The organism is Bacillus salitolerans, assembly GCF_042680805.1.
GTDB lineage: Bacteria > Bacillota > Bacilli > Bacillales > SA4 > Bacillus_CJ > Bacillus_CJ salitolerans.
This window is the reverse complement of the sequence record NZ_JBHUEM010000007.1, coordinates 42,094-63,633: the sequence shown is the minus strand read 5'-3', so window position 1 is coordinate 63,633 and position 21,540 is coordinate 42,094. Positions and strand designations below refer to the sequence as shown.

General features: G+C 34.6%; 29 protein-coding genes. All 29 read left to right on the top strand.

What is annotated here, in order from left to right; translation table 11 throughout:
• The first annotated feature begins 48 nt into the window (after positions 1-48).
• Positions 49-816, top strand: coding sequence for a transporter substrate-binding domain-containing protein (locus tag ACFSCX_RS07320; RefSeq protein ID WP_377927521.1), 768 nt, complete (start codon positions 49-51; stop codon positions 814-816).
• A gap of 34 nt (positions 817-850) precedes the next feature.
• A complete protein-coding gene (locus tag ACFSCX_RS07315) occupies positions 851-1,513 on the top strand; it encodes an amino acid ABC transporter permease (RefSeq protein ID WP_377927520.1) in 663 nt (220 codons plus the stop codon).
• On the top strand, positions 1,506-2,228 hold the full coding sequence (locus tag ACFSCX_RS07310) for an amino acid ABC transporter ATP-binding protein (RefSeq protein ID WP_377927519.1): 723 nt from the start codon (positions 1,506-1,508) through the stop codon (positions 2,226-2,228). The genes ACFSCX_RS07315 and ACFSCX_RS07310 overlap by 8 nt, the downstream gene beginning before the upstream one ends.
• A gap of 160 nt (positions 2,229-2,388) precedes the next feature.
• Positions 2,389-3,342, top strand: a complete 954-nt coding sequence (locus ACFSCX_RS07305; RefSeq protein ID WP_377927518.1) for an aromatic acid exporter family protein — start codon at positions 2,389-2,391, stop codon at positions 3,340-3,342.
• Between the two features lie 56 nt (positions 3,343-3,398).
• Positions 3,399-3,902 carry a L,D-transpeptidase gene (locus ACFSCX_RS07300; protein WP_377927517.1) on the top strand — a complete coding sequence of 168 codons (504 nt, stop codon included), beginning with the start codon at positions 3,399-3,401 and terminating at the stop codon, positions 3,900-3,902.
• Between the two features lie 264 nt (positions 3,903-4,166).
• Positions 4,167-5,348: a sulfite reductase subunit alpha gene (locus ACFSCX_RS07295; protein WP_377927516.1), complete on the top strand. Its 1,182-nt coding sequence runs from the start codon at positions 4,167-4,169 to the stop codon at positions 5,346-5,348.
• 683 nt (positions 5,349-6,031) lie between these two features.
• Positions 6,032-6,574 carry an RNA polymerase sigma factor gene (locus tag ACFSCX_RS07290; protein ID WP_377927515.1) on the top strand — a complete coding sequence of 181 codons (543 nt, stop codon included), beginning with the start codon at positions 6,032-6,034 and terminating at the stop codon, positions 6,572-6,574.
• On the top strand, positions 6,558-7,466 hold the full coding sequence (locus tag ACFSCX_RS07285) for a hypothetical protein (RefSeq protein ID WP_377927514.1): 909 nt from the start codon (positions 6,558-6,560) through the stop codon (positions 7,464-7,466). Before ACFSCX_RS07290 ends, ACFSCX_RS07285 begins: the two co-directional genes overlap by 17 nt.
• Positions 7,467-7,745: 279 nt before the next feature.
• The gene (locus tag ACFSCX_RS07280; RefSeq protein ID WP_377927513.1) at positions 7,746-8,261 is read left to right on the top strand and encodes a GNAT family N-acetyltransferase; all 516 of its coding nucleotides are present in this window, start codon (positions 7,746-7,748) and stop codon (positions 8,259-8,261) included.
• 459 nt (positions 8,262-8,720) lie between these two features.
• On the top strand, positions 8,721-9,479 hold the full coding sequence (locus ACFSCX_RS07275) for a GNAT family N-acetyltransferase (protein WP_377927512.1): 759 nt from the start codon (positions 8,721-8,723) through the stop codon (positions 9,477-9,479).
• A gap of 199 nt (positions 9,480-9,678) precedes the next feature.
• Positions 9,679-9,993 (top strand): YdcF family protein, encoded by a 315-nt coding sequence (locus ACFSCX_RS07270; RefSeq protein WP_377927511.1) that lies wholly within the window; start codon positions 9,679-9,681, stop codon positions 9,991-9,993.
• A 68-nt stretch (positions 9,994-10,061) separates the two neighbouring features.
• Positions 10,062-10,298 (top strand): hypothetical protein, encoded by a 237-nt coding sequence (locus ACFSCX_RS07265; RefSeq protein ID WP_377927510.1) that lies wholly within the window; start codon positions 10,062-10,064, stop codon positions 10,296-10,298.
• Positions 10,299-10,423: 125 nt separating this feature from the next.
• Complete coding sequence (locus ACFSCX_RS07260) at positions 10,424-10,909, top strand: NUDIX hydrolase (RefSeq protein ID WP_377927509.1); 486 nt, start codon at positions 10,424-10,426, stop codon at positions 10,907-10,909.
• Between the two features lie 155 nt (positions 10,910-11,064).
• The gene (locus tag ACFSCX_RS07255; protein ID WP_377927508.1) at positions 11,065-11,445 is read left to right on the top strand and encodes a hypothetical protein; all 381 of its coding nucleotides are present in this window, start codon (positions 11,065-11,067) and stop codon (positions 11,443-11,445) included.
• A 65-nt stretch (positions 11,446-11,510) separates the two neighbouring features.
• Complete coding sequence (locus tag ACFSCX_RS07250; protein ID WP_377927507.1) at positions 11,511-11,933, top strand: DUF5694 domain-containing protein; 423 nt, start codon at positions 11,511-11,513, stop codon at positions 11,931-11,933.
• Positions 11,934-11,964: 31 nt separating this feature from the next.
• The gene (locus tag ACFSCX_RS07245) at positions 11,965-12,147 is read left to right on the top strand and encodes a hypothetical protein (protein WP_377927506.1); all 183 of its coding nucleotides are present in this window, start codon (positions 11,965-11,967) and stop codon (positions 12,145-12,147) included.
• A gap of 90 nt (positions 12,148-12,237) precedes the next feature.
• Positions 12,238-12,498 carry a hypothetical protein gene (locus ACFSCX_RS07240; protein ID WP_377927505.1) on the top strand — a complete coding sequence of 87 codons (261 nt, stop codon included), beginning with the start codon at positions 12,238-12,240 and terminating at the stop codon, positions 12,496-12,498.
• Between the two features lie 190 nt (positions 12,499-12,688).
• Positions 12,689-13,357 carry an NAD(P)H-binding protein gene (locus ACFSCX_RS07235; protein ID WP_377927504.1) on the top strand — a complete coding sequence of 223 codons (669 nt, stop codon included), beginning with the start codon at positions 12,689-12,691 and terminating at the stop codon, positions 13,355-13,357.
• A gap of 386 nt (positions 13,358-13,743) precedes the next feature.
• Positions 13,744-14,214, top strand: a complete 471-nt coding sequence (locus tag ACFSCX_RS07230; protein ID WP_377927503.1) for an NUDIX domain-containing protein — start codon at positions 13,744-13,746, stop codon at positions 14,212-14,214.
• Between the two features lie 88 nt (positions 14,215-14,302).
• On the top strand, positions 14,303-14,557 hold the full coding sequence (locus ACFSCX_RS07225; RefSeq protein ID WP_377927585.1) for a hypothetical protein: 255 nt from the start codon (positions 14,303-14,305) through the stop codon (positions 14,555-14,557).
• A 216-nt stretch (positions 14,558-14,773) separates the two neighbouring features.
• A complete protein-coding gene (locus tag ACFSCX_RS07220; protein WP_377927584.1) occupies positions 14,774-15,130 on the top strand; it encodes a hypothetical protein in 357 nt (118 codons plus the stop codon).
• 46 nt (positions 15,131-15,176) lie between these two features.
• The gene (locus tag ACFSCX_RS07215) at positions 15,177-15,815 is read left to right on the top strand and encodes an O-methyltransferase (RefSeq protein WP_377927501.1); all 639 of its coding nucleotides are present in this window, start codon (positions 15,177-15,179) and stop codon (positions 15,813-15,815) included.
• Positions 15,816-16,192: 377 nt separating this feature from the next.
• Positions 16,193-16,690, top strand: a complete 498-nt coding sequence (locus tag ACFSCX_RS07210) for a hypothetical protein (protein WP_377927500.1) — start codon at positions 16,193-16,195, stop codon at positions 16,688-16,690.
• A 190-nt stretch (positions 16,691-16,880) separates the two neighbouring features.
• Positions 16,881-17,357 (top strand): Cys-tRNA(Pro) deacylase, encoded by a 477-nt coding sequence (gene ybaK / locus ACFSCX_RS07205; RefSeq protein ID WP_377927499.1) that lies wholly within the window; start codon positions 16,881-16,883, stop codon positions 17,355-17,357.
• Between the two features lie 56 nt (positions 17,358-17,413).
• Complete coding sequence (locus ACFSCX_RS07200; protein WP_377927498.1) at positions 17,414-18,004, top strand: YdcF family protein; 591 nt, start codon at positions 17,414-17,416, stop codon at positions 18,002-18,004.
• Positions 18,005-18,072: 68 nt separating this feature from the next.
• Positions 18,073-19,197, top strand: a complete 1,125-nt coding sequence (gene solA, locus ACFSCX_RS07195; RefSeq protein WP_377927497.1) for an N-methyl-L-tryptophan oxidase — start codon at positions 18,073-18,075, stop codon at positions 19,195-19,197.
• A 502-nt stretch (positions 19,198-19,699) separates the two neighbouring features.
• Positions 19,700-20,245: a hypothetical protein gene (locus tag ACFSCX_RS07190; protein ID WP_377927496.1), complete on the top strand. Its 546-nt coding sequence runs from the start codon at positions 19,700-19,702 to the stop codon at positions 20,243-20,245.
• A 160-nt stretch (positions 20,246-20,405) separates the two neighbouring features.
• On the top strand, positions 20,406-20,933 hold the full coding sequence (locus ACFSCX_RS07185) for a GNAT family N-acetyltransferase (RefSeq protein ID WP_377927495.1): 528 nt from the start codon (positions 20,406-20,408) through the stop codon (positions 20,931-20,933).
• Between the two features lie 243 nt (positions 20,934-21,176).
• A complete protein-coding gene (locus ACFSCX_RS07180) occupies positions 21,177-21,524 on the top strand; it encodes a hypothetical protein (protein WP_377927494.1) in 348 nt (115 codons plus the stop codon).
• Positions 21,525-21,540: the final 16 nt, after the last annotated feature.

The window sequence follows — 21,540 nt, the reverse complement described above, 5'->3', positions numbered from 1 at the left end:
TTTATATAATTTAAAAAAGATAAAAAATTATAAGGGGGAAAATATTAAATGAAGGCTTCAAAATTATTATTTGGTTTAATTATTTCAATATTAACTGTAGGGCTTCTAGCTGCTTGTGGAAATGCTGATGACGGTAAGAAATTAGTAATGGCTACTTCAGCTGATTACCCACCGTATGAGTTCATCGATACAGAAAAAGGTGAAGAAATCATTGGTTTTGATGTGGATATTGCCAAGTATATTACAAACGAATTAGGGTATGAATTAGAAATCGTGGACATGGATTTTACGACACTTATTACGGCTATGAATGGTGGAAAAGCTGATTTTATCCTAGCAGGTATGACTCCTACACCAGAGCGCCTTGAGAATGCTGACTTCTCTGATATTTACTTTACTGCAAAGCACTTAATAGTATCTAAAAAAGACAGTGGAATTAATACAATTGATGATTTAGCAGGTAAAAAGGTTGGGGTTCAAACTGGATCTATCCAAGAAGGAAAAGCAGATGAAATTGCAGAAACAGTTAATATTACAATTGAATCACGTAATCGTGTGCCAGAATTAGTACAGGAAATTCTAGCTGGGCGTTTTGATGCTGCAATCATTGAGGATACAGTAGCGGCTGGACATTTTAAAAACAATCCTGAATTAGTAGGATTTGCAATTGAAGATGGAGAAAGTGATGCAGGTTCAGCAATCGCATTCCCTAAGGATAGTGACCTTACTGAAGAGTTTAACCGTGTTTTAAATGAGATGAAAGAAAACGGTGAACTTGATAAGCTGATTGTAAAATGGTTTGGTGGGGAAGAATAATATTAAAAGTTAATAGAGGGGAATGTAAAAGGGCATGAATTTGGATTTTTCACAAAATCTCGTGCCCTCTATCCCATTTATCTTAAAAGGGATATGGGTCACATTAGGAATTGTAGCTTTAGCTGCATTACTTGGATTTATTCTTGGAATTATTCTTGCGCTATGTAAAATTAGTCGGGTAAAACTATTACATTGGTTAGCCGATGCTTATACTTCAATATTTCGTGGTACACCATTAATCCTTCAATTAATGATTATTTACTATGGGCTACCACAAATGACCGGGTTTGATATACCAGCTTATGCAGCAGCGGTTTCAGCCTTCGCCCTTAATTCTGGAGCCTATATATCTGAGGTTATCCGTGCTGGTATTCAAGCAGTGGATAAGGGACAACGAGAAGCTGCGATGGCATTAGGCGTTCCATATAAGAAAATGATGTGGGACATTGTGATGCCACAAGCGTTTAAAAACATTTTACCCGCTTTGATGAATGAGTTTATTACGTTAACAAAGGAATCTGCTCTCGTTTCTGTAATTGGTGCAATGGATATTATGCGAAGAGCCTACATTGTCGGTGGTAAAACGTATGCATATTTTGAACCAATGCTGTTCGTGGGTCTTATCTATTACCTCTTAATCGTTGGTCTAACATTTGTTGGGAAAGGCATTGAGAGGAGGTTGAGACAAAGTGATTAAGGTTCAAAACCTTTATAAATCATTTGGAAAGCTAGAAGTATTAAAAGACATATCAACTACGATTGAACAAGGTGCAGTTGTAGCCATCGTAGGCCCTTCAGGGTCTGGGAAATCTACCTTTTTACGCTGTATGAATCTACTTGAGGAGCCGACAAGCGGAAAAATTTGGATTGGGCAAGATGAAGTCACAAATCCGAAGGTAGATATTATGAGAGTACGTCAAAATGTTGGAATGGTGTTTCAACATTTTCATCTATTTCCTCATAAAAAGGTATTAGACAACCTCATGTACGCACCTATCAACGTAAAAGGTATGTCAAAAGGCGAAGCAGAAAAGATAGGTCATGAATTACTAAAGAAGGTCGGTTTATCAGAAAAAGCAGACGAGTATCCAACTCGTTTATCTGGAGGACAAAAGCAACGTGTTGCTATTGCCCGTGCATTAGCTATGTCACCTAAAGTGATGTTATTCGATGAACCTACTTCTGCCTTAGATCCTGAGATGGTAAAAGAGGTACTAGAAGTAATGAAATCTCTTGCACATACTGGGATGACAATGGCGATCGTCACTCATGAAATGGGCTTCGCTCGTGAGGTAGCAGATCGCGTGTTATTTTTAGATGATGGAAAACTTGTTGAGGATGCACCTCCGAGTGAATTCTTTACAGCACCGAAAAGTAAACGTGCGCAAGAGTTCTTAGAAAAAATGCTATAATATGAAATGGTGATCAAATGAGATCACCATTTTTGACGTTTAATGTACGTTAAATGTGCTATGTGTTCAAAACACGAGGTAACCATAAACATCAAAGAGGTTGGCCAGTAGCGTACTCATTTCTTCTTAACTTTCACATTCCTTTTGAAGGGGTTTCATTATGTTTAAAATAGGTTATCGCACACTAAAAACAGCAGTAGGTGTAACAGTCTCTATATTTATCGCGCATTTATTGGGGCTTGATTACTATGCATCAGCTGGGATTATTACGATTCTTTGTATACAAGCAACTAAGAAGAAATCCTTACAAAGCTCTTGGTCAAGATTTGTTGCAGGAGCAATTGCTATGGTTTATTCTGTTGTATTCTTTCAATTAATCGGTTATACACCATTAACTATTGGCCTCATTCTTTTATTATTTATCCCAACAACGGTATATTTTAGGATTCAGGAAGGGATTGTAACAAGCAGTGTTGTGATCTTTCATCTTTACGATACACAAACTTTTTCACCTCATTTAATTCTTAATGAGTTTGCGCTCATATTAATTGGGATTGGAGTCGCTCTTATAATGAATTTGTATATGCCGAGTGTGGATAAACAGCTAAAATTATATCAAAAGGAAATAGAAACAAACTTTTCGATCATATTTAAAGAGGTAGCAAATTACTTAAAGCAAAAGGATAGTAATTGGGATGGAAAAGAAATTACAACAGTTCACCAAATCATCCAAAGCGCAAAGAGTTTAGCCTTTAGAGATATTCAAAATCATTTCCTAAGGCATGAAAACATTTATTATTCTTATTTTAAAATTCGGGAGCAACAGCTAGAAATTATCGAAAGAATTCTACCGATTGTCACCTCTTTGGATCAAACCGGGATACAAGGAGAAATGCTAGCTGAATTTATTGAAGATCTTAGTGATTCGATTCATCCTGGCAATACAGCAAAGCGATTTCTCGATAAAGTAGAGGGCCTTAAGAAAGAATTCAGAGAGATGGATCTACCAACAACTCGTGAAGAATTCGAGGCTCGGGCATCCTTGTTTCAATTCCTGAAGGAGATGGAACAATACTTGATTATTAAAAGTTACTTTCGTCCTAACCATGAATGAGAATATGATTCCCTACTAAAACTAAAGGAACCTATAAAACAAGGAGTGAACATCAAATGAAGTTACTTCTTTCATTCTTGATATTGATTTCTCCTATTTGGCCCCTAGGACAAAATCCATTAGTAGGCGACCCTTATTTAATAGTAAATAAGGAAACCAACAAGTTGGCTTATATCCATCATGGTGAAATTCAGGCTATTTATGATGTCTCCACAGGAGTGACAAGTGATTTAACACCAGAGGGAGAATTTACAATTGTGATAAAAGCAGTCAATCCGTATTACCGAAAAAAAGACATTCCTGGTGGTTCAAGGGAAAATCCATTAGGGACTAGATGGATGGGATTTGATGCTGAAGGTACGGACGGTAGAATATTTGGTATTCATGGTAATAATAACCCATCCTTAATTGGTCATTATGTAACACAAGGCTGTGTAAGAATGCATAATGAAAAGGTGGAAGAGCTTTTTAATCTGATACCTATAGGAACTAAGGTGAAAATTCTAAAGAGTAATACTTCATTTGAACAGTTGGCAAAAGAAGCAGGGGCAATTAAATAATGTACTCAATTTAAAAAATAGACAGGATGAAAAATCGATGATTTTATCCAATTTTCCTTTTGCAGGCTATGTAAATGAAACGAGTGCCTACACTTTTAAATGATGGGACAAACCACTATTAAATATTGGAAAAGAGGTGTAAGTAAATGAAAAATAGCTTACAACTGAGAAAGAATGTTATAATAATAAGTAAACGAGGGATTTTATAAGTTTTCATATATTTTTATTTGCTCGTTTTATTTAATATGTTGAGGTGAAGAATTTATGCAAACAGTAGTAAACAACCCTGGATCTGCAAAAGAAGAAGACAACATTGTTCAGACACCTTATTCAAGGACAAATCCATTTCAGGCAAAAGTTTTAACAAATATTAATTTAAATAAAGAAGGTTCTAGTAAAGAAACAAGACATATTGAGTTATCTTTAAAAGGATCTGGGCTTTCATATGAACCAGGTGATTGTCTAGGTATTATCCCTGAAAATGATCCAGAACTCGTTGATATGCTACTTAAAGAAATGAAGTGGGATGAAACCGAGGCTGTAACAATCAATAAACAAGGTGATACTCTCCCGTTAAAGGAAGCGCTAACCGCACATTTTGAAATTACATTATTAACAAAAAAAATCCTTCAGCAAGCTGCACAATTTACTGAGAACGAGGAATTACTAAGACTAAATGAAAATACAGACCAAGTGAAGGAATATATAGACGGTCGCGATTTACTTGATATGTTACGTGATTTTGGTCCGTGGAATGCCTCTGCAGCCGACATCGTGTCGCTGCTGAGAAAGATGCCTCCACGATTATATTCAATTGCAAGTAGCTTTAGAGCTAACCCTGGCGAAGTGCATTTAACAATTGGTGCTGTTCGTTATACTGCTCATGGACGTAATCGAAAGGGAGTATGTTCAGTTCAATGTTCTGAGCGTACAAATGAAGGAGAAACACTTCCAGTATTTATCCAACAAAATAAGCACTTTAATTTGCCAGACTCATCTGAAACTGATGTGATTATGGTTGGACCTGGTACAGGGATTGCACCATTCCGTTCATTTATACAAGAGCGTGCAGTAAATAAAGTAACAGGTAGATCATGGTTATTCTTCGGTGATCAACGCTCTGCAACTGACTTCCTTTATCAAGAGGAATTAGAAGGCTATCGAAACGATGGTATACTAACTAAATTAGATGTTGCTTTCTCTCGTGATACTGAGGAAAAGGTTTATGTTCAGAATAAAATGCTTGAAAACAGCAAGGAATTGTTTGAGTGGTTAAATAATGGAGCCTATTTCTATGTTTGTGGAGACAAACAATATATGGCAAAAGATGTCCACGAAACATTGATTAACATCATTGCTCAAGAAGGAAATATGACTCAAGAAGAAGCTGAAGCGTATTTAAATGATATGCAAAAACAAAAACGCTACCAACGTGATGTATATTAATTTTAGATGAGTTCATTTGTTTAAAGCCCCCTTAGGTAAATAAGGGGCTTTTTCATTGTTAGGAATTTTCGTAATTTGCAATACGCAAGCAATTGAGCCAATTCAATTGATGAGGGTAAATGAGAGGTTCTAAGCGCTTAAAAGACATGAGGCAGTTTTGACTCTTTACAAGTAGACTCCTTTTGATCGAAAGGGGTGTTTGTTGAACAACAATATAATAATGTTGTTGTGGTAAATAAGGTAATTTGTTTCATAAAAAGGATAGATGAACAGGTATTCTTCCTATCCTTTTCTTCTATCCCATTAAATGTGACTTTATATCTAATTCTGTATTTTTAGTCTTACTTAGTTTCATGACTTTTAATTAAAGCAATTATTGGACATTTTTTGTTTCCTTAACAGAATCACCTCTCGGAATATGAATTGTTCAACTACCAGCAAGAATGAATATCCACTTTCCATTACCTATTGCCATTTCCTTAATCTTTTTTGTCATTAAAAACACTCCTTAAGGTTAATCTTGACAAAGTGTATTCTCAATATCTACTTTAAGGGATGCAGCTCAGAACAAGTGGGGCTTTTTTTAGTTTAAAAAATAATGAAGAATTATTAGAGTAATAGATGTCACAAATTTACTTTGTGTGCGACTAATTAGTTAGAAAGAAGGAAGTAGGTGGTGATGGATGAGTTTGAACGATAAAGATAGGGAACTTCGTGTGATGGAGTGGTACGAATTGTATTATGATGACATTTCTCGTTTTATAACGTTTATGATAGGTGATAAACAATGCTGCGAGGATTTAGTTCATGACACCTTTGTACGTGCATACACTGCATATGATCGATTTAATAACCAATCTAAAGTCAAAACATGGTTGTTCAGCATTGCAAAGCATCTGGTCATAGATGAAATTCGTAAAAGAAAGCGAAAAAGAATATTTTCAGTGTTTTCGTTAGATAGGGAGATTCAATCTTCCTTTGATGTAGAACAGTATATTGAAAACAAGGAACTGGTAACCCAACTATTGACAGCTATCCAAAGACTAAAGCCTAATTTTCGACTAGTTATTACTTTGAGGAAAGTCGAGGAATGCTCAACAAAGGAAACTGCTGAGATTCTTGACTGGTCCGAGGAAAAAGTTCGTAAAACATTATCAAGAGCTATACAATCACTAAGAAAAATCCATAGGATTGAAGGTGGTGAACATATTGAACAAACCTTTTAATGACCAGTGGAAGCTGCTTCAACAGGTAAGACCAACAAGGAATCAAAAAGAAGCTTTAAGAACAAGAATTTTAGATTCCATCGCACATTCCCCTACTAGTATCTCTTACAACCGTTTTTTTCAATGGAAAAGTATAGTAGCTACATGTTTGCTCTTTCTTATTTTCGGAAGTTTCTTATTGTTAATCCTGCAGGAAAGCACTCAACGAAATGCCTCAGAAGAACCTTCAGTTGATTATACTCAATTCAGTTGGAAATTGAATGATGTATACAGTGTGAAATCAGGTGACAGCATGCTCCTATATCGGAAAGAGAATCCAGTTGAAGTAGGAACAGTGAAGGAAGTTACGGAAGAGGGGAAAAATGAGCTGGTAAAAAGCTTACCGATGTATGTGGAAAAACCGCTTGAGAATTTTCCTTACCCTATGACTATGTATATTGAGCATGTTAAGATGATGGAGGTATCGTTACGATATCACTTCTTTATTGCATTTACGGATGAGAAATGGATTCACATAACATTTGATTATCCCAAGCTTGAATATGCGGAAATTTTTCACGCAATGTCAACTTTGGAGCTCAAAGCTAAAGAACCATATGTTCATAATAAACAGCTCTATGCTAAACACGGTTATGGCGATTTGTTGTATCCTGTTGGATTGGAGCCAGTTTCCATTTCTCATGAAAAAGAAATTTATCACTGGCCGAACGCTTCGTCTAATGTATATTCTGATTACTTAGGTAAAATAGAAGACGAACTTAATTGGCAACATCAAACTGTCGACGGGCTTACTCATACATTTGTTCATGGAACTTGGGAAACCGAATTAACAATCACCTTAGATGGAAAAGAAATAACCTATGAGTTTGTTTATCATAATCAAGATGAGTAATATAAAAAAATATAACCTTGTATCAACGTGCAGTAGAAAAGGGTACTGCACGTTTCAGTTTGAAAGAAAATGTGCAAATACATATATGAACTATGAAAGTAGTACATTTACTCGTTAATGGCAAGAAGTGTGTCATTTAAAGAATGGTAACAGAGGGATTATTTACTAACAAATTATTCTGGATTAACGTACAATCAGATTGATTTAGTAATAATGAATTTTCATCATACGAGAGAAAAATATATATTTATAGAATTCTCAAAATGGGGGTACATCAGTATGATACAGAAGAATGAACTTCTTATACGGCACATGAATGGCAATGACTTTGGTGCAATGGTTCGATGGTTAAGTGATCCGAAGGTATTGGAATTCTACGAAGAGCAACCTTCTAGTTTAGATACTGTAAGAAAAAAATACACTCCTAGAATTGAAGGGAAACATTACGTTATTCCATGTATAGTAGAATATAGAAATGAACCGATAGGTTACATACAATTCTATGAAATTCAAGAGACCGAATTACTGAATTATGGATATACAGCAAACCAAAATATCTATGGAATAGACCAATTTATTGGAGAAACCCATTTATGGGGTAAAGGGATAGGAACCTCTATGATCCTAATGATGATACAATACCTTAGTAATAATAAAGATGCCTCAACGGTTGTACTAGAGGTGAAAAAAAATAATAATAGAGCATTCTCAAGTTATATGAAGTGTGGTTTTAGGAAGGTAAAAAGCCTTGAAAATGACCTGTTTTTAATGGAGTGGAAAAAGACCATTGACTAATGTCTTACTTTCTAATGAGAACAACTATTTTTTGAAAGGATATTACAACGAGAAAAAGGAGGTATGATACTCACCATTCTCTATTTATTGGCAGTTTATTCTAGTTTCTAGTAATAGAACGTTTATTGTTGAAGTACTAAATTAAAGAGCGTTGAAAAAATACATTTTCTTAGATTGTTGATTAATAATTCTGAAAAGTGTAAAATGATTGGTAGAAAATTGTAAGGAGAATTAGTATGCCAACAAACTTGTAATGGATTAAGAAACACATAACTTATTTGGTTTTAGAATGTAAAACAAGGGAAGAGTATGTCTTTTTTACCGTTACGAGGATGCATAGTTTTGTATGAATTGTACGAACAGAGTTCCTTGTTACGAGGTTACTCTGCTTTTTTTGAGAAATTTATGAACAATGCAACCTTCGTGGCTTTGCGCAGTAACTATACGGAGGTATGTAGTATGAAAATTAAGCAACTCAACCGTTCAAATCATAGAGAAGTACTCCGTCTATTTGGTGAGGAAATAGTGAACTATTACTTCTTACTTGATGGATTGGTATCGAGTAACTATGAGAAAACATTCAAAGTATATGGAGAGTATGATGAGGATCGTTTAGTTTCTATTTTAGTTAATAATTTTGATCGTAATATTACGTATTATTCAAATCAGGATAGAGATATTGGGATATATTCGAGCTTACTGAGGGAATTAAATTATTCAAAACTATCTGGACCAAAAGTGTTGATGGAAAAATTTATTCCTTTTATTAAAGTGAAAGAGAATACAATGTCATATCTTGGCGTCGTAAAAAATATAGTTATCGAACGAAAACTACCAATCTCTATAAAGGTGGCTAAAACAAAGGAAGAAATAGGAATGCAGTATGAATTATTATCATCTACTACTGAATTTTCAAGCAGCCTTCCTAAAACCAAAAGTATCTATATTGCTAATGAATACAAGAGATTACAAGAATCAAGTGATCGGACTGTATATCTCGAAATCAATAATGACATGGTATCTTCATGTGCTACGATTATAGAAGATAAAAACAGTGCTATTATCATAGGTGTAGTTTCCAATCCAAGTTATCGTAATAAAGGCTATGGAACAGAGGTGCTAATAGGATTGTTTGAATTGTTATTAGAAGAAGGGAAACTTCCTTATCTTTTTTATAATAATCCTTCAGCTAGAAGTGTTTATAAGAAAATTGGATGACAGAAGTTTGTGAATGGAGTGTCATTACAGTAGAATAGGTACCATTTTTAGATTCAAGGCACTTAACCCACGAAAGGATTAGTGCCTTTTTTATAGAAGAAAGAGTGGCTGTTATTGGACTTGTAATTAATTTAAAACTAAATGTTGTCAACAACGTTGTCAAAGATATTAATTGAATAATATAGGAAACAGGTGACACATGAATATTTCTCAGCTAGTTTTTGATAAACTGTCAGATCTTGAGATAACTAATCTTTTATTTACTGACATTGATGATGATTGCGAATATGGTGATTGTATCTTAGTTGTAGGCAGCAAGACAGCGGTTAATTACAGATTACCAAAGGCAATCGATTTATATAACCAAGGTAGAGCAGGGAAGATCTTATTTTCTGGGGGAGGTAAACATGATGGAAGTGACATAACTGAGGCAGTTTTATTAAAAAATAAAGCAATTGCATTAGGAATTCCAGAAAAAGATATATTAATCGAAACCCTGTCATTGAACCCCTAGAAAATGTGCTAGCATCTCTATTGGTTCTGGATAGGGAGTTTCACTTATTTAACATAAAGAGGATTTTAGTGGTTACAAATTCCTATCACATGAAAAGGTTGCACCTGACATTAAAAACATATATGCCCAATTGGATAAAGTTTACCCTATGTCCAGCACATGATGGGATTACAAAATTAGATAACTGGTTTCTTAGTGAAAAAGGTAGAATACGAGTTGAGGCTGAGGCAGAAAAAGTGATTAAATATGTTAAACAAGGTGCTCTGTGTGATGATGCATTCAGTTTTCATATTGAAAATTATTAATTGAGAAAGTTAAAGTCTTAAACAAAGAACTATGATGAACTAAGGGTGCGTATCTGATACGTGTAGGTACATACCTTTTAACTGGAAAAAAGATTATGATATAGATGCTGAAGGTGAAAACGTTTATGGCAAAGACACAGGGCTGTTTTACTATTGTTTTTAATAAGGAAGAAAAACTATTATTAGTGAAACGAAAGGACTATCCTATATGGGATTTACCAGGAGGATGGCTTGAGGAAGATGAATTATTAGAGAACTGTGCTGTTAGAGAAACTGAGGAAGAAACTGGATATATCCCTATCCTTAATCAGAAAGTTGGAGAATACTTTCAACCTCAATACGATGATTTGCAGCATTTGTTTGTAGGAGAGGTAAAAAGTGGCTCACCAATCAAAAATGGCATCGAAACAGATAAAGTACAATGGTTTTACCCGGATAGATTACCATATCTTATGGTTCCAAATCGTAAAAAGCAGATAAAGAACTACTTAAAGGATAGAAATAAGCTTATAAAATCATCCATATTTGTTTCACCTATAAGAATCTTTTTCTTAAAAGGATTTTTAACGTTGTTGAAAAAAATACAGTGTGGAATTGGGGAACGAAAGTAGTTCATTCTAAATTATGACCCGGAAACTCTACTCTAGAGTTTCTTTTTTTATGAGTACTTATAGTCTAGAAAAAAGGAATGTGTTTATAAAAGGTTTTATTAGTTACTATGGAGAAATAAAAGTAATGGTAAAAAAAGTATGTAATGGGGGTTATGATGAAAGGAAAAGAGTTAGTAGATGCCATTGATTTTAAAAAACTCACAATCGTTGAGCTACAAATTAAAATTGAACAACTTCAGGAGCGATATCCAGAAAGGAATAAAATAATCTATGTTACACAAATAGGCACAATTGAAGCCGATCTACAGATGCAAATGGCTGAAACATTAAATCAAGAGCCTATTTTAGGAACTGCCTTATCGCAATATGAGCTTAATCCAGCGATTGATATAAATGATAAAGAAATAGTAAATACCACTGCTTGTATTTACTTGAAAAATGTTAAATTAACTCCTTTTTCATCCTTAAATTCCCCTGTTCATTTAGAGGAATTTGTCCTGTTTTCAGACCATTTATTAGGGATCACTACAGCATAAAAGAGAGCTAAAAAAATCCCGAAATGAATAAGATCAGTAAAATAGAGAGATAAGGGGGGAAGAATGTGTCAAATCAAACAGAAATCATACTTCTTGGGACGTTTCATTTTCAACAAGATGAAGAAATGATAATAGAAAAAGAATCTGAGATTATCGAGCTTGTAGAACATTTATCCAGCTTAAAACCTACAAAGATTGCACTTGAATGGGAAAAATCAAAGAATAAGCAACTTAATGAAGCATACAAGAATACAGATCGTGACCTTCGGATTGATGAAATCGAACAGATTGGTTTTCGGTTAGCTAAGAAATTAAATCATGGAAAGATTTATGCAGTAAATTGGGGAGGGCATCTAAAAGATGAAGATGTGATTCTTCTTAATAACACAATAAAAAAATCATACCCGGAGCTTTTAAATAGTATGAGTTCTGTAATGGAAGAAACTCCAGAAATAAATAGAAATACAAATATCATTACTTTATTGTAGCAAAGATAGTGAAATAGGGAATGGAGGTACTATGTCTAAGGAAGAAAGAGAAAGATTAAAAGCTAAGGAACAACAGAAAAATCCTGGAGGTGCTTTGAATAATGCTTGGGCTCAAGCTATAACGGGAGCTCCAAGTGGTGGCTGTGTAGTGAATATAATATCTATCGTTCTCATAGTTGGAATTGTTCTGGTAGTAAGAGCATGTTCAAATTAATAAATGAATATGAAAATAGAAAGAATCTTAAAAATCCTCTTTAAGATCATTCAGAATTGATGGCTAAGCAAATTCATTGGGGGGAAATAGATGGAAAAGAACATGGTGGTTTCATTTATTTGTTTAGGGATATACACATTATTGTTTTTGTTAATAGTTAATCATGTAACCTTCGGTTCATATGGAAAATTGGTAATTATTTCAATGTGTATATCACCTTTAATCGGTATTCTTTTTGGATTAAAAAGTAGAAATCGTCCTAGTAAATGGTTAGTTATAATCCTTAATTCTCTAGCACTTTTCACCATTATCTATCTTCTTGTGCTAGGTTTTGGTATGGGAGAGGCATAAGTCAGGAAATCATACCATTTATCATCTAGGTTGGAAATTATACTGGAACATGTCCTTTATATTCAAATCCAATATTGGCTTAATCATACTATATATAGTAATTTTTTGCGGTGAAGGAAGTTCTCCTCAAAGGGCAATCCAAACTGAAAACACGAACCGTATTAATATATTGAATAGAGGGGGATTGAACATGAATCGAACAGCTGTTGTTGCCGGTGCGACAGGCTTAATAGGAAAAGAACTGGTCAATATGCTGTTGAATGAAACTGCATATTCCGAAATCACACTCATCGTACGGAGGTCAACGGGAATAAAACATCCAAAACTCTCTGAAAAGATTATCAATTTTGACCAGTTAGAAAAAGTCGACATAAATCTCAGTGGGGCAGATGTGTTTTGCACCCTTGGAACAACGATTAAAAAGGCTGGAAGCCAAGAGGCTTTCCGTCTAGTAGACAACATGTATCCCTTATCATTAGGACGAATGGCAAAAAAATTTGGTGCTAGGAGTTTCTTGGTTGTAACATCGATGGGAGCAAATCCTTTATCGCGAATGTTTTATATTCGTGTTAAAGGAGAGACTGAGCAGGCGTTACGGGGACTTGATCTACCAGCACTATACATCTTCCGTCCATCTTTATTGCTTGGGGAACGTGAGGAATTTCGGTTAGGTGAAAGAATTACATCCCTTCTATTTAATGTGCTTTCCCCTCTATTCATAGGACCGCTTCGAAAATACAGTCCCATTATGAGTTTAGCAGTTGCAAAAGCGATGGTTCTTTCCGCAAAGCGTGACCAGCCCGGGATTTATATCTATGAAGCAGAACAAATAAAGAAGATAGCTGACACCAATCAATAATGTGGTTATTTTTATTGGATAAGTTGAAGAAACATATAAGCTCAATTGTTCCGGATACATACTAAGCTAACGAAACAATACCTAATTTAAACAGGTGCTAATCTTATAGATTAGTGCCTATACTTATGAAATGATGATGTAAATGAAAGTACCATGTTTGGCAAAAGGAGCATTCATTCATAAAGTAAATGGAAGAAAATATAGACAAGGTATTACAAGAGATTGCCAATTGGATTACAGTAGCGAAAAAAGGATGATCATTGGGATATCTGGACATGGTGCATCCGGAATGACGACGTTTGTCCATCATCTATTAATGTATTGTCACAGACAGATACAGTTGATTGGTATAAAGTGTAATATAATTTTAGAATTGGGGAGATACGTTGGAAAAGCTATTTCATCATTTAGTACGAGGAATTATTATTCGAGATGATAAAATATTAATAGCACAAGCAAAAGGTCATATAAACACGTTTTTGCCAGGTGGTCATATTGAGTTTGGTGAAAGTGCAAAAGTCGCTTTAAAAAGAGAATTAAATGAAGAATTAGGTGCTAATTGTAATGTAGGCCGTTTTCTTGGCATAGTAGAACATAAGTGGGAGAAAGATGGAATGTTACATTGTGAGATTAACCAAGTTTTTGAGGTGCAGAGCAAAGAGTTGCTTACTTCTCATAACCCAATGTCCTATGAATCTCACCTTGAGTTCCTCTGGTGTAGTGGAAAAGAATTGGACGAAAAGAATTTACAACCGTTCCCATTCAGAAATCTCATTCAACAGTTTTTACTTGGGAAAGAAGATGTTTGGTGGGATACTACATTAAACATTGACAGTAATGATTCAACAAAAAGCTAACTGTTTATGGTATGTAACTTACAGCAAGAGTGAGACATATTCACATTTAGGTGTTCTAAAAATCGGAGGAGGTATTACTTTGGAAGAAATGATGGGCCTCTTGTTGGGATCATTAGATTTATTTTATCCTTTGCTCATTGCATCAATCTTAACTTTTGTATATGCACTAATCAGTCGTTCTTGGTTTTGGATGTTGTTAAGTGCAATTTTACTTTATCCAGATGCATGGTATTTTAGTGGTTATCCGACATTTTTTTGGGTAAACTTCATTCCAGTCATTCAAGTAATTATCGCTATTATTTTTTTTATGAAGACAAGAAAACAAAATAAGAAGGAATGTTGATGATGTAAATAAAGGCGATTCTTCGAGATAGAAGAATCGTTTTCGTTTTTTTTTGTATGTAAATCTTTTATTTGGGTAATCGATGCTTTACGTATTCGATGTTTCTTGTACAATTTTTTACTACAGTGATAGATAAAAATAAGCTGAAAACCAAAACGGGTACATTGACATTGAACATATCTCTTGATGAAAAGTATACAAATGTATACAATGATAATGAAATGTATACAATTGTATACGAAAGGGGGTTTTGTATTGAGAGATAAGAAAGAGGGATATCATCGTGGAGATCATCATAGAGGTGGTAATAATGATGGATCACGTCCTCCTGGGCCAAAAACATTCCGAAGAGGAAGAGCTGTAGCATTTTTAGAGAGGATGAATCTTAGGCGTGCAACAATCAAGAAGCAGTTAGATGAACCAGAATTTCAATCAATTCATCAAATTTTAGTTGGTGAATTGAAGGCCATTGATCTGGTAATCAATGAATTTACTCAACTATTTGACATACACGAGAGTGAAGCAATGGAATTACATAAAGGAAATTCGAATGAAAAAGAAACCTCTATATGAAAAAATAAAGAGTCATTAGTACATGATAAAAAAGGAGACTTTGATAATGAAACAAATTAATAGTTATATTGATTCAGTATTTTATAAGCAAGATTCCCTTTTGGAAGAAGTACTTTCGTCCATAAAAGAAAACGGTATGCCATCTATATCGGTTTCGCCCTCTTCTGGGAAACTTCTTACTATGCTTGTAGCCATTTCAGGGGCTAAGAATGTTCTGGAAATTGGGGCACTAGGAGGATATAGTGGGATTTGCCTATCTAGGGGATTTGGTAGAAATGGTCAATTAACCTCACTTGAACTAGAGGATAAATATGCTCAACTTGCTTATAACAATCTTACTAAAGCGGGTTTTGGCGACCAAGTATCATACATGACAGGTGCAGCCATTGAGAGCCTTGAGAAACTAGTTAACGAAAATAAGCGTTTTGACTTTTTCTTTATTGATGCTGATAAAGGAAATTATGAAAATTATCTCAATTATTGCCTAAAGTTAGCAGAACCTGGGGCAATTATACTTGCTGATAATGTTCTTCAAAGAGGAAGTGTAGCAGATCCATCGATTGAACCAAGACATTCTACTGAAGTCATGAAGAAATTTAATGAAACGGTTGCGAATCACCCCCAACTAGAATCTATTCTTATCCCAATCGGAGACGGGCTAACTGTTTCAAAAGTCAGTAAATAGGATTAGGTGATCAGGCAGTATTAATCACAGAGTCGACGAGCAATCGCCTAATTTGATTGTTTTTTTTGTAAGTAAGGAAGCTTCTGGTGTTTAGTTTATACAATGTTACGGCTAAATCCAACTCCAGTTCCCAGCCAAGATGAATTGGCGACGATCTAAGCCATTTCATCGTACTTGAGGGAAAACGAAAAATCACTTTACCCTTGGTCAAATAACCTGTCATGAATATAAGGGAAAACCACCCTTTTTTTCATGACAGAACATTGCTCTGCCTGAGACTAAACGGGGCGCTTGCTCCTTTTGTTCTATGCCTACTGGAAAGGGATTTGTAACTTTATGTAATATAGTCCGTCTATTGTATAAATGGAGGGAAGTATATGAGCAAATATCTTTTATATGTTATTGTTCTTTTAGCACTTATCGGCTGTTCAAATGAGGTTTTATCAGAGGGAAATCTTCCGATTACTGAAAATAAGATTGTTCATAAAGCAAAGCCTCCTAATGTATATATAGAGACAGGGAACTCAAGGCTGGAAACTACACTTGGAACCTATTGTTGGCATGTAGAAGGAAAGGGAACATGTGTTGATACAGTAGGACCTATTGACCTTCTAAAAGGTAAAAAACCATTAGTAGTCAAAGCTGGTGAAAAGATACATTTCGTTATGGATTATGAACCTAAGCCAAACAAATTTCACCTTTTACAAATTCATAATAATAGTGAAGAAGAGGTTGAAGTGAAAAATGAGCAATTTTTGGCACCTACTGAGAAGGGAATTTATTATTATTCTTATGGTGTTTGGTGGTTAAATCAAAACAATGCTAACGTTTCGAAAGGCGATGCTTTTTATGCTTTTGTTATTGAGGTCAAGTAATCTTTTATTTGAATGTAGGCGTGATCTCTGTAAAAAGCAGAGATCATTTATTATTTTGTAGGGTTTAGATAAGTTTTATCGAATAGGAATGTATAAGTGTTTGTGTGAAATGTCTAATCGAAAAGTAATAAGTAGGGGTTACTTACGTATAACAAATCAGGCAATTTAGAACTATGAGGTGAATAATACCATGAAACAACCTAAAACCAATGCAATGAGGTTGTTGGACAGTAAGAAAATAGCTTATAGATTAATGTTATATGATTCCAATGATGGAAAAATTGATGGGGTTTCAGTAGCAGAGAAGATTGGACGAGACCCAAAACAGGTATATAAAACACTCGTTGCACAAGGGACGAGCAGGCAATTATATGTATTGATGGTATCTGTTGAAAAAGAAGTGAATCTAAAAAAAGCAGCACAATTAACAGGTGAAAAAAAGCTTGAAATGATACCGGTAAAGGATATTCAAAAATGGACGGGTTATATCCGCGGAGGCTGCTCTCCAATAGGGATGAAAAAACTTTATCCGACATATATTGACCAAAGTTCATCTGATTTAGAATTAATAATAGTTAGCGGTGGTAAAATCGGTGTTCAGATGGAGATACTGGTAGAGGATCTTATAGCTGTAACAGATGCTAGAGTTGGAGATATTATTATCTGATTTATAAAGGAAAAAACATTATAGGGAAATATATTTTGAAAACGGTGGAATTTTATATGAAAATGGTAAGTAGATTATTAATCGTGATCTTTAGTATGTTAGTAGCATTCATCTGTTACACAGGATATAGCATTATCACATTCAGTGAGGTCAACGAAACAATTAAAACTGATGCGGCTATTGTATTAGGTGCAGCTATTTGGGAGGATAAACCCTCTCCTGTTTTTCGAGAGAGAATAAATCATGCCATATCCCTCTATCACAATGGAACTGTTGAAAAACTGATTTTTACAGGAGGTAAGGGTGAAGGTGAGAGATATGCAGAATCCGAAATAGCACTAAAGTATGCAATAGAAAATAAAGTCAACCCTGAGGATATTCACATAGAAACAGTCTCTAAAATCACAGAGGAGAATCTATTATACGCTAAACAGATAATAATAGAGAATAAATATAACAATGTACTTATAATCAGTGATCCATTACATATGAAGAGATCTATGCTTATAGCAAAGGATCTAGAAATAGAGGCATACTCTTCACCAACTCCTAGTTCTGTGTATAAATCATGGAAAAGTAAAGCACCCTTTTTCTTTCGAGAGTTGTTCTACTTTATAGGTTATATAGTGGTTATGCCATTTAGATAGCTAGATTTGAATTAAACATGTGAGTTTTGATTCCATTTAGATAAATAAATCCTATGGAGGGAAGCGAAATGAACTATGATGTAATTGTGATCGGTGCAGGTTCAATGGGAATGGCAGCAGGATATTTTTTATCTAAAAGTGGAAAAAAGACCTTACTATTAGATTCATTCACCCCTCCACATAACAAAGGAAGTCATCATGGGGATACGAGGATTATCCGATATGCCTATGCTGAAGGAGAGGAATATGTTCCCTTTATTCTTAGGGCTAAAGAATTATGGACTGAATTAGAGCAAGAGATTGGGAAACAATTGTTTATCCAGACTGGTGTTTTAAGTAGTGGTAATCAAAAGTCTGATTTTATCCAAAATATCATCAATAGCTCAAGGAATTATTCGTTACCCCTTACTTTAATGGAAGCAAATGATATCCGTAAGAAGTGGCCTGGTATTACACTACCAAATGAATATGTAGGCTGCTTTGAACCGACCTCAGGGGTACTAAAAAGCGAGGAAATCATAAAAGCTTACCAAGTGCTTGCTGAATCAAACGGAGCCACGATTCAGACAAACAGTAGAGTAAGAGAAATAAAAATCAATGGTGATAACATAACAATCAAAACAGATACACAAACATTTTACTCAGATTCGTTAGTTGTATCAGCGGGTGCGTGGTCAGGTGACATCCTTTCCATGTTAGAATTAAAACTTCCGCTTAAACCTATTAGAAAGACATTTGCTTGGTTTAATGCAGATGAAGAAATCTATAATCATCATCGATTCCCAGCCTTTGCATTTGCAACCTCAAGAGGACTTTATTATGGTTTTCCAAGTATAGATGGTGCAGGCATTAAAGTAGGTCGACATGACGGAGGAAAGGATATACATCCAGATAAACAAATAGCGGAGTTTGGTGAATTAGTAGAAGACAAAAGAGAATTGGAAGAATTTCTACATACATTTATGCCTAAAATCAATCAATTGAAATATGGTAAAACCTGTATGTATACACTAACTCCTGATGATAAATTTATTATTGACTTGCACCCTAAATATTCGAATGTAGCTATTGCATCAGGATTTTCAGGACATGGATTCAAATTTAGTAGTGCTGTTGGTCAGGCACTAAGTCGTTTAATTGACTCTGGAAAAAACGATGTAGATATATCTCATTTTAAAATTAACAGGTTCTAGAATAACTTAACATATGTAAGTAGTTGAAATAGTCATATTTCGTGCAAATGAAATTGTAATCATATAAGGGCTGTAGTTTAATGCACTACTAACTCAAGCACGAAACACATGATACAGCTGGTAGTTCAAAAACGTTCACCTTATACAATAAATCAGTTATAAAAAGAGTGTAGCTCCTTTAAATAAAGTGCTAAGATTTTAAAACGATACAAAGGTTTTAGTAGGTGAGGGAGATTTCGTTGCAAACACATTGCAACGAAGTTTAATGTCAAAGAACTTGAATCACTTAGTCTATGACTGGATATTCAAAGATACACAGGAAATTGAAAATAATTAGTAATCATCGTAAGGGGGGTAGTTTCTATATTTAACTAATTGGTTGACTATTAGTGTCAGGTGAATTATACTTAACCATGTGGTTAAGTATAAAGGTAAATTTAGGCATTTTTAACAATGACACCCTTACTTTTTGGCAGACTACTTATTAACAGGAGGAGTAGTAGTGAATAGTGATATATTAAAGGAATTTGAAAGATCAAAATCTAAGGATAAACAGGAAGGCTATGAAGCCTATCAAAATATATTAGCAGCAACAGACAGTAAAGTGGACTGGGCTTATGAAGTGTGGGACCAATTATTAGAGGATTTAACACATAAAGACAATCATCAGCGCTCTAGAGCATCACAATACTTAGCCAATTTATCTAAAAGTGACCCTGAAAAAAGAATATTAAATGACTTTCCGATGTTGTGGGAGGTCACAAAAGATGAAAAATTTGTAACCGCGAGACACTGCCTGCAATCTATATGGAAAGTAGGGATTGCGGGTGAGGAACAAAAAAACATGGTGATGAACTATATGGTTGAACGGTTTCAACACTGTCAGGCTGAAAAAAACTATACATTAATTCGTTCAGATATCATACAGAACATGCGGAATTTATATGATATCTTGGATGATGAAAATATAAAAACGATGGCCGAACAATTAATTGAAACGGTCGAAGACATCAAATATAAGAAAAAATACAAAAATATATGGAAATAGATTTTTAATACATACGGACGAAAGAAAGAAGCAACGGATTTGTTCACGTTGCTTCTTTTTTTATTATAAAAGTTGAAAACATTTCTTTTTCTTTTCAATTTTTTTTTAATCATTATACTTTAGATGTAGGCGATTAAACTGAATCAAAGGGGATTTGTATATGGGTTACTTAGAGATTAAAAAAATCGATTCAACTGAAGAATGTATTCATGAGCTTTCAGAACTTTTGATAAAAGTTGTTGATGGAGGTGCCTCGATTGGGTTTCTTCCTCCGATAGATAAAAAGGATGCAAAACATTATTGGGAAAGTGTAATTAATTCTAATGTGATTCTTTTAGTTGCAAAAAAAGAGGAGAGGATTGTGGGAACTGTCCAGCTGCACCTATGTACAAAACAGAATGGGAAGCATAGGGCAGAGGTAGCGAAATTAATGACCGATCCTGACTATCTTAGACTTGGAATTGCTAGAGCTTTAATGAATCAATTAATCGCAGTGGCGATAGAAGCTGAAAGGACTTTATTAGTCTTAGATACTAGAGAGGGGGACCCGTCAAACACTCTCTATTTATCAATGGGATTTGAAAAAGCTGGTAGGATTCCAAATTATGCTTCAAATGCAGAAGGCACACTAGATGCTACAATTATCTATTATAAAACTTTAGTAGAAGGAGGCATCACTATTAAATAGTAGGTAAGGATAACCATGGAAATTAATGATTCCTACCGAAAACATAAAGAAGGTATTTGGATTAACCGGGATATTACTCTATTTTTATCAGCTGGCTTTTTGTTAAGTATTGGAAGCAAACGGTTGTACCAAGCGAATTGTTTGCATCTGCAAATGCGAATATTCATTTGTTGAACCTTTGTCAGTATCATGGGTCCAGTCTTTTTATCACTTGTTCTAATTTTTTTGAATAAAACAGAAGGTTTGCTTTTCACAATTGTCCTGTATACGTTGGTCTATGTCCTTATGGTTCAGCAATCCTACAATGAGAATGAGCAAAAAACAATAAAGCGATCCATTTTCAGAGAGCTACAGGATGGTTGGAATGATTTTAAGAGTAATAAGGTTCTGGTTCATATGACAATCTATGTGATTATATTATACTGCGCAATGACCGTATTTACTACAACTGTCATTATTATTGGAACCATAGAGCTTCACACGTTAAAGCGCCTTAAAATGTCTAAGAGAACCCCGCTCAGAGACATTTCAGTCGTCAAAATTGCACGACTTTTTCAAGTAGAAAATGGACATTACGTTCTTTTAGAGTGATTTTTTTGAAATGTTG